The organism is Psychrosphaera sp. 1_MG-2023, from assembly GCF_030548245.1.
GTDB lineage: Bacteria > Pseudomonadota > Gammaproteobacteria > Enterobacterales > Alteromonadaceae > Psychrosphaera > Psychrosphaera algicola.
The window spans coordinates 1-14,897 of the sequence record NZ_JAUORW010000008.1 but is presented as its reverse complement, the minus strand read 5'-3'; the positions used below and the strand labels follow the sequence as shown (position 1 = coordinate 14,897).

At 37.1% G+C, this 14,897-nt stretch carries 12 protein-coding genes; 11 read left to right on the top strand and 1 reads right to left on the bottom strand.

Going from position 1 to position 14,897, the window contains the following annotated elements:
• Positions 1 to 79 precede the first annotated feature (79 nt).
• The 4 genes from Q4575_RS09145 to Q4575_RS09130 all read left to right on the top strand — a co-directional run bounded on the left by Q4575_RS09145 (position 80) and on the right by Q4575_RS09130 (position 3,118).
• On the top strand, positions 80 to 1,171 hold the full coding sequence (locus Q4575_RS09145) for a polysaccharide lyase family 7 protein (protein WP_303522521.1): 1,092 nt from the start codon (positions 80 to 82) through the stop codon (positions 1,169 to 1,171).
• Between the two features lie 179 nt (positions 1,172 to 1,350).
• A complete protein-coding gene (locus Q4575_RS09140; RefSeq protein ID WP_272182653.1) occupies positions 1,351 to 1,722 on the top strand; it encodes an MmcQ/YjbR family DNA-binding protein in 372 nt (123 codons plus the stop codon).
• Between the two features lie 213 nt (positions 1,723 to 1,935).
• Positions 1,936 to 2,424, top strand: a complete 489-nt coding sequence (locus Q4575_RS09135) for an HNH endonuclease (protein ID WP_303522518.1) — start codon at positions 1,936 to 1,938, stop codon at positions 2,422 to 2,424.
• Positions 2,425 to 2,533: 109 nt separating this feature from the next.
• The gene (locus Q4575_RS09130) at positions 2,534 to 3,118 is read left to right on the top strand and encodes a 3'-5' exonuclease (RefSeq protein WP_303522516.1); all 585 of its coding nucleotides are present in this window, start codon (positions 2,534 to 2,536) and stop codon (positions 3,116 to 3,118) included.
• 51 nt (positions 3,119 to 3,169) lie between these two features.
• Here the strand turns inward: Q4575_RS09130 and Q4575_RS09125 are convergent, their stop codons facing one another.
• Positions 3,170 to 3,631 carry a YccF domain-containing protein gene (locus Q4575_RS09125; protein WP_303522514.1) on the bottom strand — a complete coding sequence of 154 codons (462 nt, stop codon included), beginning with the start codon at positions 3,629 to 3,631 and terminating at the stop codon, positions 3,170 to 3,172.
• Between the two features lie 523 nt (positions 3,632 to 4,154).
• Between Q4575_RS09125 and Q4575_RS09120 the strand changes: the two genes are divergently transcribed.
• The 7 genes from Q4575_RS09120 to Q4575_RS09090 all read left to right on the top strand — a co-directional run.
• Positions 4,155 to 4,574, top strand: a complete 420-nt coding sequence (locus Q4575_RS09120; RefSeq protein ID WP_368393067.1) for a hypothetical protein — start codon at positions 4,155 to 4,157, stop codon at positions 4,572 to 4,574.
• 193 nt (positions 4,575 to 4,767) lie between these two features.
• Entirely contained in the window at positions 4,768 to 5,760 is a 993-nt protein-coding gene (locus Q4575_RS09115; RefSeq protein ID WP_303522512.1) for a hypothetical protein, read from the top strand.
• Positions 5,761 to 5,763: 3 nt separating this feature from the next.
• Positions 5,764 to 7,329: a hypothetical protein gene (locus Q4575_RS09110; RefSeq protein WP_303522510.1), complete on the top strand. Its 1,566-nt coding sequence runs from the start codon at positions 5,764 to 5,766 to the stop codon at positions 7,327 to 7,329.
• 14 nt (positions 7,330 to 7,343) lie between these two features.
• A complete protein-coding gene (locus Q4575_RS09105; protein ID WP_303522508.1) occupies positions 7,344 to 9,065 on the top strand; it encodes a nuclease-related domain-containing DEAD/DEAH box helicase in 1,722 nt (573 codons plus the stop codon).
• Positions 9,066 to 9,085: 20 nt separating this feature from the next.
• Positions 9,086 to 12,760 (top strand): helicase-related protein, encoded by a 3,675-nt coding sequence (locus Q4575_RS09100; protein WP_303522507.1) that lies wholly within the window; start codon positions 9,086 to 9,088, stop codon positions 12,758 to 12,760.
• A gap of 12 nt (positions 12,761 to 12,772) precedes the next feature.
• Entirely contained in the window at positions 12,773 to 14,668 is a 1,896-nt protein-coding gene (gene drmB, locus Q4575_RS09095) for a DUF1998 domain-containing protein (RefSeq protein WP_303522505.1), read from the top strand.
• Positions 14,669 to 14,685: 17 nt separating this feature from the next.
• Positions 14,686 to 14,897 (top strand): hypothetical protein (locus tag Q4575_RS09090; RefSeq protein ID WP_303522504.1); only part of this gene is annotated, 212 nt, incomplete at its 3' end.

Below are 14,897 nucleotides of genomic sequence, written 5' to 3'. Positions count from 1 at the left end.
TTGTATTTTGGATGTTAATTGGTTAACAATACACCACAGGATTACAATCAAAAATAAAATTAGAATAACAGAGGTAGGCATGCGTTTAACTAGAATCGCCGTAATATCAGCGTTAACAACAAGTTTATTGGCTTGTTCAGCGACTGAAGAACAACCGGCACCATTTAAAGAAAGAGCAAATTCAAAAGCGCCAGCATCTAAGTTTGACTTACGTGAATGGAAGATCACTTTACCTCTAGATGAAGACAATAACGGTAAAATTGACGAAGTTGGTGTGCGTGCGATCCAAGATTACGCCCACCCAGACTTTTTCTATTTAGACGACAACGGCCACATGGTATTCGCAACACCAAATAAAGCGACGACCTCTGCTAATTCATCAAACACGCGTAGTGAATTACGACATATGTTACGCGGTGACAACAAGGGCATTAAAACGGCCTCATTTAAAAATAACTTTGCCATAGCGAGACATACATTTTCTGATAAATTTGCGCAAGTTGGCGGCAAGATGGAAGCAAGTTTAAAAGTCGACCAAGTTGCAGTACGCGCAGGTTACCCAGACAAGCCACCGGCGTTTTCAGTAGTAGTTGGTCAAATCCACGCGGGTAAAGACAAAAACTTATTGGAAAAAACCAACGAGCAGTTTGGTTGGGGTAATGAACCAATTAAGATCTTCTATAAAAAATGGCCAAACCACGATACAGGCTCAGTATTTTGGACCTACGAACGTAACTTGCCAAAAACAGCAAAAGACCGTACCGACATTGCTTATCCTGTTTGGGGTAACACTTGGAAAAACCCTGCCGATCCAGGCGCAGAAGGCATAAAACTTGGTGAAGAATTTAGTTACGTTATCAACGTCCATGAAAATACCATGTACCTAGAATTTACCGCCGCAGGTAAACCAACGGTTAACTATGCAATCGACCTTAGTAACAATATTGATGCGTACGGCAACCAAGACCTTAAAGACAATCCATTTGGCTATACGCTTGATTGGCATTACTTTAAAGCCGGTGCTTACAACCAATGTAGCACTAAAGATGACGTCGCTGGTTGGTATACTGCTTGTCCAGGTACGGGCGATTGGGAAATCGACAAGGCCAATGGTGACTACACTCAAGTGACTTTCACTAAACTTAAAGTTGGAAAAAGCACAAAGCCTTAAAAGAACACTAATGCACATTTACCCACAAGGTAACTATGACATTCCCCAAAAAGCCCTTTTTTAAGGGCTTTTTGCGTTTCTCATGACTGACTTTTTATAATGTTCAAAATGGTATTACACTATTGTGATTAAGTAGAGCAAACTCAGATAAATGCTTAAAACGCCACTTTGGATAGATGATGAATTACGACGAATTTAATACATATTGCCGTTCATTCCCTGCCACCACATATGTTGTGCAATGGGGCAATTCTCATGTTTGGAAAGTGGGCGGCAAAGTCTTTGCTATTGGAGGTTGGACAAAAGACAAGACCCCAGCCTTTACATTTAAAACTTCAGAACAAAACTACGGATTTTTAAGTGAAAGCGAAGGATATCGACCAGCGCCATATTTAGCTAATCGCGGAATGAAATGGATCCAGCAGATATCAAGCAACCCAGAACTCGACGAACAACTTACATATTATTTGTCTGAATCCTATCGTTTAGTGTCGTTAGGATTAACCAAAATAAAACAAAAAGAGTTAAATCTAAATCAACCAGACAGTTAACCCCAGCTATCCCGCAACATAGGTGCTCATATATCCGCGTACACATTGGTTTGTGACTTAACAAAACAAACACTTTTTGCTAGAGTTTTGCTAAGAAATCAAAACAGTTTGGCTTGCTTTGCACTAAATAAATAACCGTTGTTGAGCTAATTACAGCAAAGTTAAGCCGCCGTTTAACACATTAGGTATGGCCATAAATGCAGGGAGTCAGCTATGTATACCGTAAGTTTCCATGCCGCCGAAGGTACCGACAACCATTCTTCTGCGAGTTCGAATAGCGGTGCAAAGGGCAGCGCTAAAAGCATTTCTAAAAAGAAGAAATACAAAACCGAATCCGGCGCAATGAAGGCAATGTGGAATTGGCTTAATGCCAATAAAGGTTCTGTGAATTATTTCTCCCCACACAGCATGCCGCAAACATTTACCGACAGTAACGAACTGCCATATGAAGGAACCAAAACCGAAACCGATTTTTATCGCACGGCTAAATGGCTCCGCCTGCGGACAGCAGCGTTTGAGCAATTTGGAAATAAGTGTGCTTGCTGCGGCGCAACCCCAGACACCGGAGCCGTGTTGCATGTAGATCACATAAAACCACGGTCTAAATACCCACATTTAGCACTAGAGTTAGACAATCTTCAAATCCTGTGTGAAGCGTGTAACATGGGAAAACTGAATGTGTCAGAGACCCAATGGCGTTAGTGTGTATTAGTTGGAAAATGGGCAACTAGGTTGCTTTAGCTAGTTAAAGAGTAACGTTGAAGCAGTAATATATAACTAAGTTATTTGCAAAAAGATAAAAGAGATAAATTTGAAACGTCCAACCAAAGAGCAAATTCGAGCGCTACCTATGTACTTAGGTCTAAATTTACAAGACATCACCATTGTTGAAAATGAGCAAGATGCAAAACAAGCATTTGCGGCATTAAACCAAGAGCGCTGTGTTGGGTTTGATACAGAAATGAAGCCTATTTTTAATAAAGGTGAAACCGGGCCTGGACCGACCTTGATCCAACTGGCTACCGACTCACATGGCTATTTATTTCCCACTCGGTTTAAGTGTGCAGTAACCGCCGCTCGAAAAATTTTAAACAATGAACAGATCAAAAAAGTCGGTTTTGGGCTAAGAGGTGATAAAAAAGAGCTGCGCAATAAGCTCGACATAGAACTGAACAATGTAGAAGACTTAGCTGTGACATTAAAAGTAATGATTGGCGATAAAGACCTAATTGGCGCTCGAACCGCAGTTGCCATGGTACTAAACGCACGACTCGGCAAGGGCGCACAAAAATCCAATTGGGGGGCTTACCCACTTAAACCAAGCCAAATCCAATACGCCGCAAACGACGCCCACTCAGCAATTTGTATCGCTAATGTATTGGCCAAACAGAAATGACCAAGCAGAATTGACCAAGCAAAGTGGGCGCGAATACAACAAGGCCGTTAGTTAATAACGACGACGCAGATTAGCCACTTCGGCAGCAGCATTCGCTTCATGGGCTGCAGCCGCGACTTCTTTGTCTACAACGGTTTTACCAATAGGCGCAATTGAAATACCAGCGAGCTTTAGGTGTTGGATAGCAAACGGGATCCCTATAATAGTCACAAAACAGGCAATAGCAGAAAAAAGATGACCAATGGCGAGCCAAAGCCCAGCAAACAAAAACCAAATTACGTTACCCACAACCCCAAACTCACTAGTGCCAACGTCCTCTTGCAAGGTTAATTCGTCGCGGGCAATAGCCTCTTTGCCAAAAGGAAAAAACGAAAACCCCGCCATAACAAAACAAGCGCGACCCCACGGAATACCCACAATACTTATAAAGGCCAGGAACCCAAAAAAGCACCAAGCCAACCCCATGACTACACCGCCAAATATAAACCAGATTAAATTACCAATCGCACTCATCTCAAATCCTTAAAGCCAGTAAGTGATTACTCATAATAAAGGAATGTTGGTTAGGAGCGCTATAACTAATTTGTGAGAAAATGTGTGGCAACCCAGCTTGCAGCGCCAAAGCTCGACTCGGGATTGAAAATATAAGGGAAATTTAGAACTGAAAAATCTCGTAATATCCTTCAATTAAGTGGCCAAAATCACTATGGCACTAAAGATTTAAAAACGTTTGAGCAGTGGGGCGAGTTTTTATTACCTGAATCTACCTGGTTAGCCTTTAATCGTTATACATGTTGGATAGAGGCTGTACTTGTAAGCGGATGGGTAGAAACAATGGCAAGCTATTCAGGCAATCAACAGTTTTCAGCACCTGAGAACCAGTATCATTTGCAGCATGCACTAAACTGGCTAGAACTTAAACTCAACAACAGAAGTGTGTATTCACGTTGAGCAACTAAAGCAAGAAAGTCCAGAAATAGCGCAATGTGTTTGGTCGTCAAAGTCATTAAAACAAAAATACGATATAGATCACAGCATGCCGTTTGCTCGTTGGACTAATAACGATTTATGGAATTTACTGCCAACAAACAGTGAAATTAATAATCAAAAAAGTGACCGTTTACCAACAGAACACAAGCTAAAAGCATCAAAAGAACGCATTCAACATTGGTGGCAACAAGCTTGGCTTAGTCAGAACAAAACCCAAATAGAAGTTCAAAACCAAAACCGAACAAACTTGGAAATAAAAGAACTGTCAGCCGCATACAGAGTAAATGCTGAACCTTTAATAATTACAGAAGTGGAGCAGTCATTAGATTTTAGACAAGGACAAAGTAAACGATTTTTTGCCGAGGCTAATATTGCTTTACCGGGGCTAAGTTCAGCTAACACATCAATAGAAGATGTATTTGAAGCACTGATTATGCAACTTGGTAGACTAAAAGAAATGCAGTAGTTGAGGGGTGATTTAATTGTTAATTTTCAATACTTTAGTGGCTTTTTATAAAGTTGCCTGAAGTTATGAAATAAAATTCTACTTTAAAGCTGTTATAACTTGAAATTGAGCTTTAATCGTTTGAACTTTATATAGAAAAAGAGTAAGTTAATTTTATGAGTTGGTAGGATTTAAATGGAAATTAAAGCCTTTTGTGAATTACTTAGACAATAATACAAGTATTGATAATGAGCTATTTATTCTTGGTTTCAATTGGGAAGAACAATCTCGTAATCAAACCATATTAATTAACACCCCTCAGATGAAAAGTGCTGCAGGGATGATTACATTAGGATTAATGTGTAGAGATTTATGTGACCCAAAGAAAAATGATAGAGCAGAACATTTCAATGAGCTCTACTCCAATGCGGTAGCATATTTGAATCAGTGTAAAAATTGTAATTTTGCCTGTAACCCTGATTTAGCTGAGTGTGGTAGAACAAGTAAAGCAAAAAATGAACTAAAGAATACTAAGGAATCTAAGGTTTATAGATTGGAGTCTGCTTCATCGAGAGAAATATGTGTAAGTTATTCAAATAAAGCTACTAAAAAGACACCATTCCCTTCTACCACTGTTCGGAAGATACAACAAAACTATTCTGAAAACTGGCATTTTAAAGAACAATCACAATTACTTTTTGATTTTGACAATGCTTTAAGCTATGAACTTTATAACAAATTAACTAAAGGGAAAGTCTGTTCTGATAATCTAACTTTTAGTTATTCAGGGTTAGTATATATCGGTTGTAATAAAATGGCCTCTGAGCGTCTTATCGATTCTATTTCTTTAAAAGTAAATGATAAAGAATACTCACTCTATAATTTATTAGCTTTAAATAAATTGGTAACAGCTAGGTTACGATATATATCGGCACTAACCTTAAAAGGTCTAGATGGACATATTAAACCCAAGACAGCAGTCTTCGAGGATATCTATTCCTTCAAACTAATAGATCATAACTTTTTTCAAAATATTCCAAAATTTATAATTGTAAATTCTGAAGAGTCAGATCAAAAACTCGAAAGTCTTTATGATTATTATTCAACTAATAGACAGTGGTTTTCAATTAACGAAGAGCTGACAAAAAGTAAAAATTCCCAACTAACAACGAAAGGACTTTCAGTTTTAGTTCTGAATGAAACGTAAGTTATGGAAATTAACCCAAGTGAAAATGTTGTGCCCCAAAATCATGTAGTTGTTGAGTTACAATCTAACTATATAGCGCAAATTCGCCTTTCGATATATAAAATTATCTCTTTGTTGTTAGAAACTGAAAATAATGAGCTTGCTTACCTATTAAAAAACAATCTTTTTTATCATTTATCTTCTCCTTCAATGTCTTGGAAAGACTTGTTCTTAGGGACTCCTTTTGAAAATAGTAAACTAGAAATTGAAAATGTTTACGGTAAAGATATTAATAATGAAGTTCTCCATATTAAAGAGAATCTGAAGCTAACAATAGAATACGGTAATCCATTATTTTTAGCATTAGAAAATTATTTATTTAAAGTAAGTGATGTTCAAGAAACAAAAATATATTGCAAAACACGACACCACGCCGATTTTATGAGTCTCTCGCAAGGTATCCCTGATATAAATGCGACATGCATCATGAATGTTACAGAATATAAGAGAACTAAGAACTTCGAAAATTTGGTCGTTGTTGGCCCTATTAGAATGGATTCCATGAGCTCAGTTCCAAGTTATTTACTAAGAAATATAAAATGGAAAAATCTGGTTCAATTCATCTGGCAGGGCGGACAAAATGATTTTTCAGCTTTCAACAACCCATTAACTAATATTAGGACGATTTTACAACCCCATTTAGATAATGAAATTAAAGTAGGGCTTACAATACAAAAAGAAGTATTCACTAGTCATCACTTTCAGAACCGTGAGCAAGAAGAGGAGCCAGACAGCGCAATTTTTGATGAATTTGAAAAGTTAAAAATACTCTCTATTGATAAATTGCCTGCAATTGCCCTAATCCTAAATAATAGAGAGGCAATCTTCATTAAACCTAATAGTAAAATATTTATTCTAGATCGTCTTAGTAACGATAATTCTTCTTTAAGGCATGACTTAGCAGTAAGTTATATAAATGATGACTTAAGTAAAAGCTACTTCTTAAATATTGATTATGCTGCTTTGGAAACGGAGAGTCACCGTAACTTTAAAGCTAATTATGAAGATATCTGGAAAGATGTTTTAGGAGAGCAGGACCTAGATGAATTATTAGGGAAATTATTAAGTGACGGAATTAAAATAAAAAATTTGAAAGATAGAGTCTTTAGTTGGATTGAATACTCTCAAGATATAATTCATGCACCAGGAGACAAAGAGAACTTTGTTATACTTTTAAAAGCTATAAAAGGTGACATCATTCAGAGATATAATATTGAAAGTGAAAATTTTAATATATGGATCGAGGAAGCATGGAACGAAATACTAATGTCTAGGGGAGAAGCTATAACGGAAGGAAAGTCTAAACATGATCAATATCATCAGTTGATAAATGACATGTTACCTGAATCTTTAGATGAAATTAGAGGATTGCTAACAAGCACTAGTATTTTGACTTATGAACTTAAGCTATCGAGTTTGAATATCCCTATTACATTTCTTCCCATTAAAAAAATTATGTTGGGATATGAAGCGCCGAATTCTCTAATAAATACAATTTTACCTATCAATGAAATTGAAATATATAAATAAGCTGGAGCCTTAATATGAGAATGATCCCCCAATATTGTGATGATGAAACACCTCCTGGGGAAAAGGATGTGTTTAACCTATTATCACAGGCAACATCTGATTGGGTTACATTTCATTCTGTTGATATATCCCCTTTGATAAAACAGAATTATCGCTCCCGAAGAAGAGAAATTGATTTTATTGTTATAATTCCAGAAACAGGAATTATGTGTATAGAGGTAAAGTCCCATAAAAACATCACGTTTGATGGGAGGCAATGGGCACCTCACAGCATCAAAAAATCACCATTTTCTCAGTCCTCCAGTGCAGCTGCTACATTTTATAAAGCTCTTATTCAATTGTGGCCTGAAGCAAAAAAAATCCCTATTCTTCATTGCTGTATTTTTCCTAACTCATACTTTTATATGGGCCCAAACCTTCATGCGCAGGAACACGAGTTAATTGATAAAGGTATTTACAGAAGTTTTAAAACTTCGAATGACTTCACAAATCATTTAAAACAAATGACTATGAAGGCGCTTGAAGCTAATACCCCTATTCGTCCTCTTAAAAAAGAGTTATCTAAAAGGGAGATTCTCAGCTTAATTAAAATTTGCCAGCCTTTAAGTAAAGTACGGCAAACTAAAAGGGAGGAAATAGATTATTTAGAGCAGGAAAGTAGCCAGCTTCTAAAAAATCAGCAGAAAGTAGTGTGGGAGCTTGCCCAGTTGAATCCTAGGGTTATTGTCAATGGTGGAGCTGGTACAGGAAAAACTCTTATTGCTATCCTGTTAGCAAAACATATGGCCTTATCAGGAATGAAAGTTGGTTTTTTTTGTCATAATAAATTGGTAGGCGACTGGACACAAGCTCAAGTTGAAGTTAGTTCAACTAATGGTGATAAGATTGTTGCAGGGGCAATAAATAGTACATTAGCACGTCATGTCGGTATCAAAATTCCAAGTAATCCAGAGGATAACTTTTGGGAAGGGCTACCTACCAAAATAGTAAATAGATTTAAAGAAGATGAAATAGAGCTTTTTGACATTATTATTTTGGATGAAGCTCAAGATATTCTAGCCAATGATCATTGGGTTGAAGCACTAAATACATTTTTTGTAGGGGGCTTTCAAAATGGAAATTATGTGTTTTTTGGAGACTATGAGAATCAAACTTTATTTAATAAGAATAACCTAGAGCAAAACCTAGAACTTATTGAGTTAGAGTACATACCAACAAAGTGGAATTTGACTGAAAACTGTAGGAATTACAAGGAGGTCGGGGATGCGGCGGTTGCCTTATCCGGAATGCAGTATAGCCCTTATTCAAATTATGTGAAGACAAAACTTCCAAGCATCTCTCTTTATGAAATATTGGAATACCATGATACAAATTCACAAGTTGACCAAATAGAAAAAGCAATTAAAGGTGTTTTAAAAAGTGGTTATAAACCGAGTGAAATAACACTGTTGTCTTTTTCCCCGATAGGGAAAGCCTCAATAAAAGTTGGGAATAGGCTTGCAGGTAACACTATTAAACGTTTTTCTATTGGGCAGGAGCATATATCACTTGAATCTATTTACACCTTTAAGGGCATGGAAAATAGAATAATCATTTTTTTTGATATTACACTTTCCAATAACATTCAGAAAAGAAACTTAATGTATACAGGAATATCAAGAGCCACTGATGCGATTAGACTATTTGTACATCAAGATAGTAAAGAAGCGCTTCTATCATGGCTAATTGATAGCTAAGATAAATAAAGGAATAGGTCATGATTGAAAGTAGAGCAAGATTAGTTGAGTTTGTAAGAGGGGAGTTAGTAGGTCCTTTTCGTACAATTGAACCGTCAAAAGAAGTAACCCTTGTAGAAAATAAGTTTCATAGAGAACTTGATGAACAAGGCTTGATTCACTGGAATGATGGTCAATACAAACAAGAAATTGTTTATTTCAAAGGAGAGTCACCAACGCAAAGCTATGCAATCGGACTTTTGCATCCGATGGCCGATGTACAAAGTGCGGAGGTAGCAGCAGCACTTGTGATAGATGAAAAGTCAGAAGTTGAAATAGAAGAGTTAGAGAGTAAAAAATCAAAAGATGAACTTGATGAGTTACAGAAGCGATGGGCCAAAAACTCTAAATCGGTTGGCCCAGAGGAAGGTGATTCTGATGACCTGGATCTAAGTAATACAGATGCCAGAGCTCCTTCGAATATGGCTATTTCTATTTTTGCATCTTTTGAAGAAAATGGGGCGCTTTCGATTAATCTACCTAGGTTTGTGAAATTTGATTGGCAAGAAAGTGACGAGGCATTTGAGGTAAATGGCCGCTATTTAAAGTGTACTCAAGTTTGTAAAGATGCCCAAGGGGCTGAAAGAGAAAGAGGAGCATGGAAAAGGAGCTCTGCTTTTTTGGATAATTGTTCAGTTTCGATAGATAACAAAGAATTTATCCATGGGAAAAAAATTACTGTACCTAAAGAAAAAATAATAGCCTCGGGGTGTGCATTAGATCTCATTTTAGAAATCTATCCAAGAAAAGTTGGTGATAACTGGCTTCTGACTGTAGTTATTCGCAATGAAACTAAATCTAAAGGGAGTAAAGTGGAGGAAACTTTATTCCAGACCTATTTAGATTTAAGTATTTCAAATGGTGAATTCTCACCTTACCCTGAAAGTAATTCATCTCAAGAAAATGCAGATAAAGATGATGCATCCCTTAAGTTACTATATCGCGACTCTGCTATTTGGGCTATCGGCCATGGGTGTGCGGCGGGCTGGAATAATTCGAAAGGGCGTCCTACAAAAATATTTTTAGATGTATTTCCTGTTGCAGAACTACCAAGCATGACTCCTGATATTTCTGATAGGTATGACAATCAAATTATACTAAGTATGAGGGATTGCGCAGATATTAGTGACGATCAAAATGATGAAACATGGTCAGGTTTGAAAATGTTAATATCTGAGTTTGAGTACTGGATTGACTGTAAAAAATCTGAGATACAAAAGCTAGATGTTAGTCATAAAATAGTTGCAAAGGAGCACATCAAGAAATGTTTACTCTGCTTGGATAGAATGAAGGCTGGACTATCATTATTAGCTTCCGATAAAAACGTACGGGATTCGTTTAAACTTGCAAACATATCAATGCTCCTTCAGCAAATAGCTTCAAAACAAGTACATCATAGGCCGTTAGTATGGAATGGTCTTGATGATGTTACCCCTACAGGTGATAGGGTTTCCCCTTGGGATATCTATACCGGCCGTAAGGAAAGTGGGTATATTGGTAAATGGAGAGCCTTCCAAATTGCGTTTTTATTGATGTCTTTAAGGGGAGTTACAGAAGAGGATTTAACATCAAATAGTATTGATGACAGAGAATTAGTTGATCTCATTTGGTTTCCTACAGGGGGAGGTAAAACAGAAGCTTATTTAGCTGCAGCATCCTATTACATGTTTCACCAGAGAATGCTTATTAGCAGTAATGATACATTGAAGCGTGATGGCGTTAATGTCTTTATGCGATATACACTGCGTATGCTAACAACACAACAATTTCAACGTGCAGCAAGTTTAATTTGTTCAATGGAGCTTTTAAGAAGAAAGTCTTTAAGCGAGCCGTTAATGAATGGGCTAACTATTAAAGGTAAGCGTTTTTCATTGGGATTATGGCTTGGTTCTGCTGCATGCCCAAATAATATGAAAGATGCCAAAGAGAAATTTAAGGAATTTAAGAGGTCGGATGATTCTAATAGTTTAGGCAACCCATTTGTATTAACTGAATGTCCTTGGTGCAAAAGTCAAATCGGAAAAGCTTCTAAAAGTGAAAGACCTAAATTTATTAGAAAAGATGCTGATTGGAATAATTTAAAAGTAAAAGGCGTTGGGGTTTTTAATAATGGAATTTCCGATGATTTGTTATTGAAATGTTCGGATGTTTCTTGTGAATTTGGTGGGAGAAGAGGTGAAAACTGGCTGCCAGTTGAGGTTGTAGATGAGCGCATCTATAAATATCCCCCTTCTATGTATATTGCTACAGCAGATAAATTCGCAATGTTAGCCTATAGGCCTGCTGCGGGCTCTTTATTTGGTAGGAAAATATCAGGTGAGGAAGTTGTTCAACAATATAAGCCTCCAGGGCTAATCATCCAAGATGAATTACATTTGATCTCTGGTCCACTAGGAACTTTATACGGTATTTATGAATCGGTATTTGAAGAACTTTGTACTTACAAATCTAGTTCTGGTAAATATATCAAGCCAAAGATAATTGCTAGTACGGCAACAATAAAAGGGGCGGAACAGCAGATACATAACCTTTACAATAGAGATCATTTACAATTATTTCCGAGCCCAGCATTAGATATGGGAGATTCTTTCTTTGGTCGATATGCTAAAGAGAAAAATGGCGACTTAAAGAAAGGTCGGATGTATTTAGGGGTGTTAGCAGAATTTGGATCGGTTCAAACAACTCAGGTACGTTGTTTCTCTTCTCTTATATTTCACGCCTCTTGCCTTAGTGAAGACAAAAGAGATCCTTGGTGGACTCTGCTTTGTTTCTACAACAGTATTCGTGAACTTTCAGGCGGTAGGACTCTTTTCGACTCTGATATTCCTGCTAGGTTAAAATATCTATACTCAAAAGTTAATGCGCCCACTAGTAGTAGACGGTACGTAAATAAAGTTTATGAGTTAACCAGTCGTCTTTCTCAATCTAAACTTGTTGAATTAATGGATATATTAAACAAAAAGCATACTTCGTCAGGTAAAAGTGAGGCTGCAGATGTTTGTTTAGCGTCGAATATAATTGAAGTTGGAGTTGATATAGATCGTCTTTCTTTAATGTCAGTAATCGGACAGCCTAAAAATACAGCTCAATATATACAGGTTACAGGCCGTGTAGGACGTAAGTGGGAAGAAAGGCCTGGCTTAATATCGACGATATATAATCCATCCAAAAGCCGAGATAGATCTCACTATGAACAGTTTAATAGTTACCATGCCCGATTATATGAACAAGTTGAAGCCACATCCGTGACTCCTTTTTCCGAATCTGCAATTAAAAGGGCCTTACCGGGGGTCGTATTAGCTTGGGTCAGGCAAAATACAAGTACAGATATTAGAAATAAATCAGAATATAAAGCCGTGATTAGAAAATGTGAGCTACTAATATTATCTAGATGCAAATCTGTCCTAAGGGACGATATCCCATCTATGGAAAGAGCAATTGATGTAATTAATATCATAGTCGATGATTTAATTTTAAAGTGGGATAAAAACCCTCAAGAATGGGAAAAATTCCCGCCAAGTACTGATGATGAATACCTAATGCTCTGGCCTGGTCAGTTTTATAGCGAACCTCAAAAGAAAAAAGGGGTTTTTGTTCCGTCAAGTATGCGACAAGTAGACTCAAGTTCATTGTTAGAAATTTGTGAAGACTATTAAAAGGAGTTAATGATGTCAGGTAAAGAAATTAGAGCAGGCCAACTATTAGCTCCCTTTGGTCCAGGTAGTATTTATATCGATAGTTACGGTACTCCATTAATAGTCGGTGGTTTAGATCATTGGATGCAAGAGTACGTTGATGGGGGTTGGGAAAATTGCGAAGAACAAAATGAATTTTTAATTACAGAGGGACGGTTGTCAGAATTATTGCAAATGCCAAGGTTTTATACTCCTCCGCAATATAAGGCAGTAAGAAGAAATACTAAGCCTCCAGTTAATGCTAAATTGAAAGTTCCAGTTTTAAGGTTTCCTACATGGTATACAAATCAGAGTGGTGATTTAGTAAGGTTTACTCTTAATACAAAAGTATTATCTAAAGGGGAGTTTTGGAAGCCTGTTCGGTTTATTGCATTTTGCAAAAATGGACATATTACCGACTTTCCTTGGAAAGAGTGGATTAAGTGTGATTGTGATGACGTTACCCATTTGAAAATAAATGATTTTGGTGGAGCTGACCTGAACTCTATTAGAGTAACTTGTACAGAGTGCCATAAAACTAAAACTATGATAGGAGCAACATCAAGAGGTTCTGGTGATAGCCCATCAACGATGGCTAAGATGGGAATAGACTGTCCTGGATGTAAACCGTGGCTTGGTACACTAGAAAAAATGGACGATTGTGATGAAGAGTTGATAGGTGGCTTGATAAATCAAACCAACTTATTCTACTCAAAATTAATATCATCAATTTTTATTCCTCCATTAGAAACTGATGTTGAAACCAATGAGCTCCAAAAAATACTCTCTGAATTTCCTAAATTATTAGCAATAGCAAAGACATTTTGGAGCTTAGATAAAGATACTATGTGCTCAGCATTAAGGCCAAAGATTGCTGGAATCAATCCAGATTTAAACTACTCAGATGAGAAAATTGTCAAAGCTTTTTGTAATTTGACAAGTAAAAACCCCAATATTGGTGCGTCTCCCAAACAACCTTCGGAACCCGAAAGTTCTATGCTTTCATATAGGAGAGTTGAGCATGAATGTTTAAGCTTAGCTATATCCTCAGATCCTGATGAACTTCGGATTATCCCCTCTACGCCTCCTAATACATTGAGTAAATGGATTTCAAAAATAAATCTTGTCGAAAGATTAAGGGAAACAAGAGTATTCTTAGGCTTTGATAGGTTAGAACCGCAGAATGATGAGCCCCATATTATGGCTAAAGGTGCTATTAAACAACTGTTTAAGGATGCTCCGGGGGAAATGGATTCTTGGCTACCTGCAACAAAGTCCTATGGAGAAGGGATCTATATTGAGTTCGACAATCAGAAAATAGATGACTGGTTATTAGAGAAAGGTAGTGAGCTTTATAATCGAATGGATGATGCACTAGTAACTAGATTATCAGATTACTGGATGATTTTATCTCCCAAAAAAGGTGCTACAAAAGAGTGGGCTATAAAGTATATGCTGATTCATTCTATAGCCCATCTATTGATTAAGGAGCTAGTTTATCTGTGCGGATATAGCACAGCCTCATTAAAAGAAAGATTGTATATATCTAATGACCTGGACTCCCCAATGTCATCAATATTGATATATACAGCTTCCGGTGATTCAGAAGGAAGTTTGGGAGGCTTGGTAAAGTTAGGACATCCTGATATTTTTGGGAATATCTTTACTAAGGCTATAGAAAAAGGAGCTTGGTGTTCTACCGATCCTGTCTGTTCAGAGAGTGTAGGAGCTAAGGGATCATCATATTTAAATTTAACGGCTTGCCAAGCTTGTTGCTTGTTACCTGAGACTGCCTGTGAAGTTATGAATAACGGATTAGACCGGACTCTTGTTGTTGGCACACCTGAAAACCGTGATATAGGCTTTTTCTCAGAGCTAATGAATCAATAATGTGAGGGATGATTTTTATGAACTATTCACTTGAAGAATATTATGACGATAACTTTACAACAGGTGATATTGAAACGCCTTCATTGTCATTGTTGAACTTTATTGAACAAACAAGTACCGAGTTACTTGAATCCGGAATTATAGAAGGGATAGAAATATATCAATACATGACGGAAAAAGGCAACCGAAAACCTAAAAGAGTGGATGGGTATTGGCTAAATGAAGATGG

Excerpts from the sequence above, each read along its gene's own strand:
- Q4575_RS09100 (WP_303522507.1), top strand. The coding sequence starts at position 9,086 with ATGATTGAAAGTAGAGCAAGATTAGTTGAGTTTGTAAGAGGGGAGTTA.
- Q4575_RS09135 (WP_303522518.1), top strand. The coding sequence starts at position 1,936 with ATGTATACCGTAAGTTTCCATGCCGCCGAAGGTACCGACAACCATTCT.
- Q4575_RS09140 (WP_272182653.1), top strand. The coding sequence starts at position 1,351 with ATGAATTACGACGAATTTAATACATATTGCCGTTCATTCCCTGCCACC.
- Q4575_RS09105 (WP_303522508.1), top strand. The coding sequence starts at position 7,344 with ATGAGAATGATCCCCCAATATTGTGATGATGAAACACCTCCTGGGGAA.
- Q4575_RS09110 (WP_303522510.1), top strand. The coding sequence starts at position 5,764 with ATGGAAATTAACCCAAGTGAAAATGTTGTGCCCCAAAATCATGTAGTT.
- drmB (WP_303522505.1), top strand. The coding sequence starts at position 12,773 with ATGTCAGGTAAAGAAATTAGAGCAGGCCAACTATTAGCTCCCTTTGGT.
- Q4575_RS09125 (WP_303522514.1), bottom strand. The coding sequence starts at position 3,631 with ATGAGTGCGATTGGTAATTTAATCTGGTTTATATTTGGCGGTGTAGTC.
- Q4575_RS09145 (WP_303522521.1), top strand. The coding sequence starts at position 80 with ATGCGTTTAACTAGAATCGCCGTAATATCAGCGTTAACAACAAGTTTA.
- Q4575_RS09120 (WP_368393067.1), top strand. The coding sequence starts at position 4,155 with ATGCCGTTTGCTCGTTGGACTAATAACGATTTATGGAATTTACTGCCA.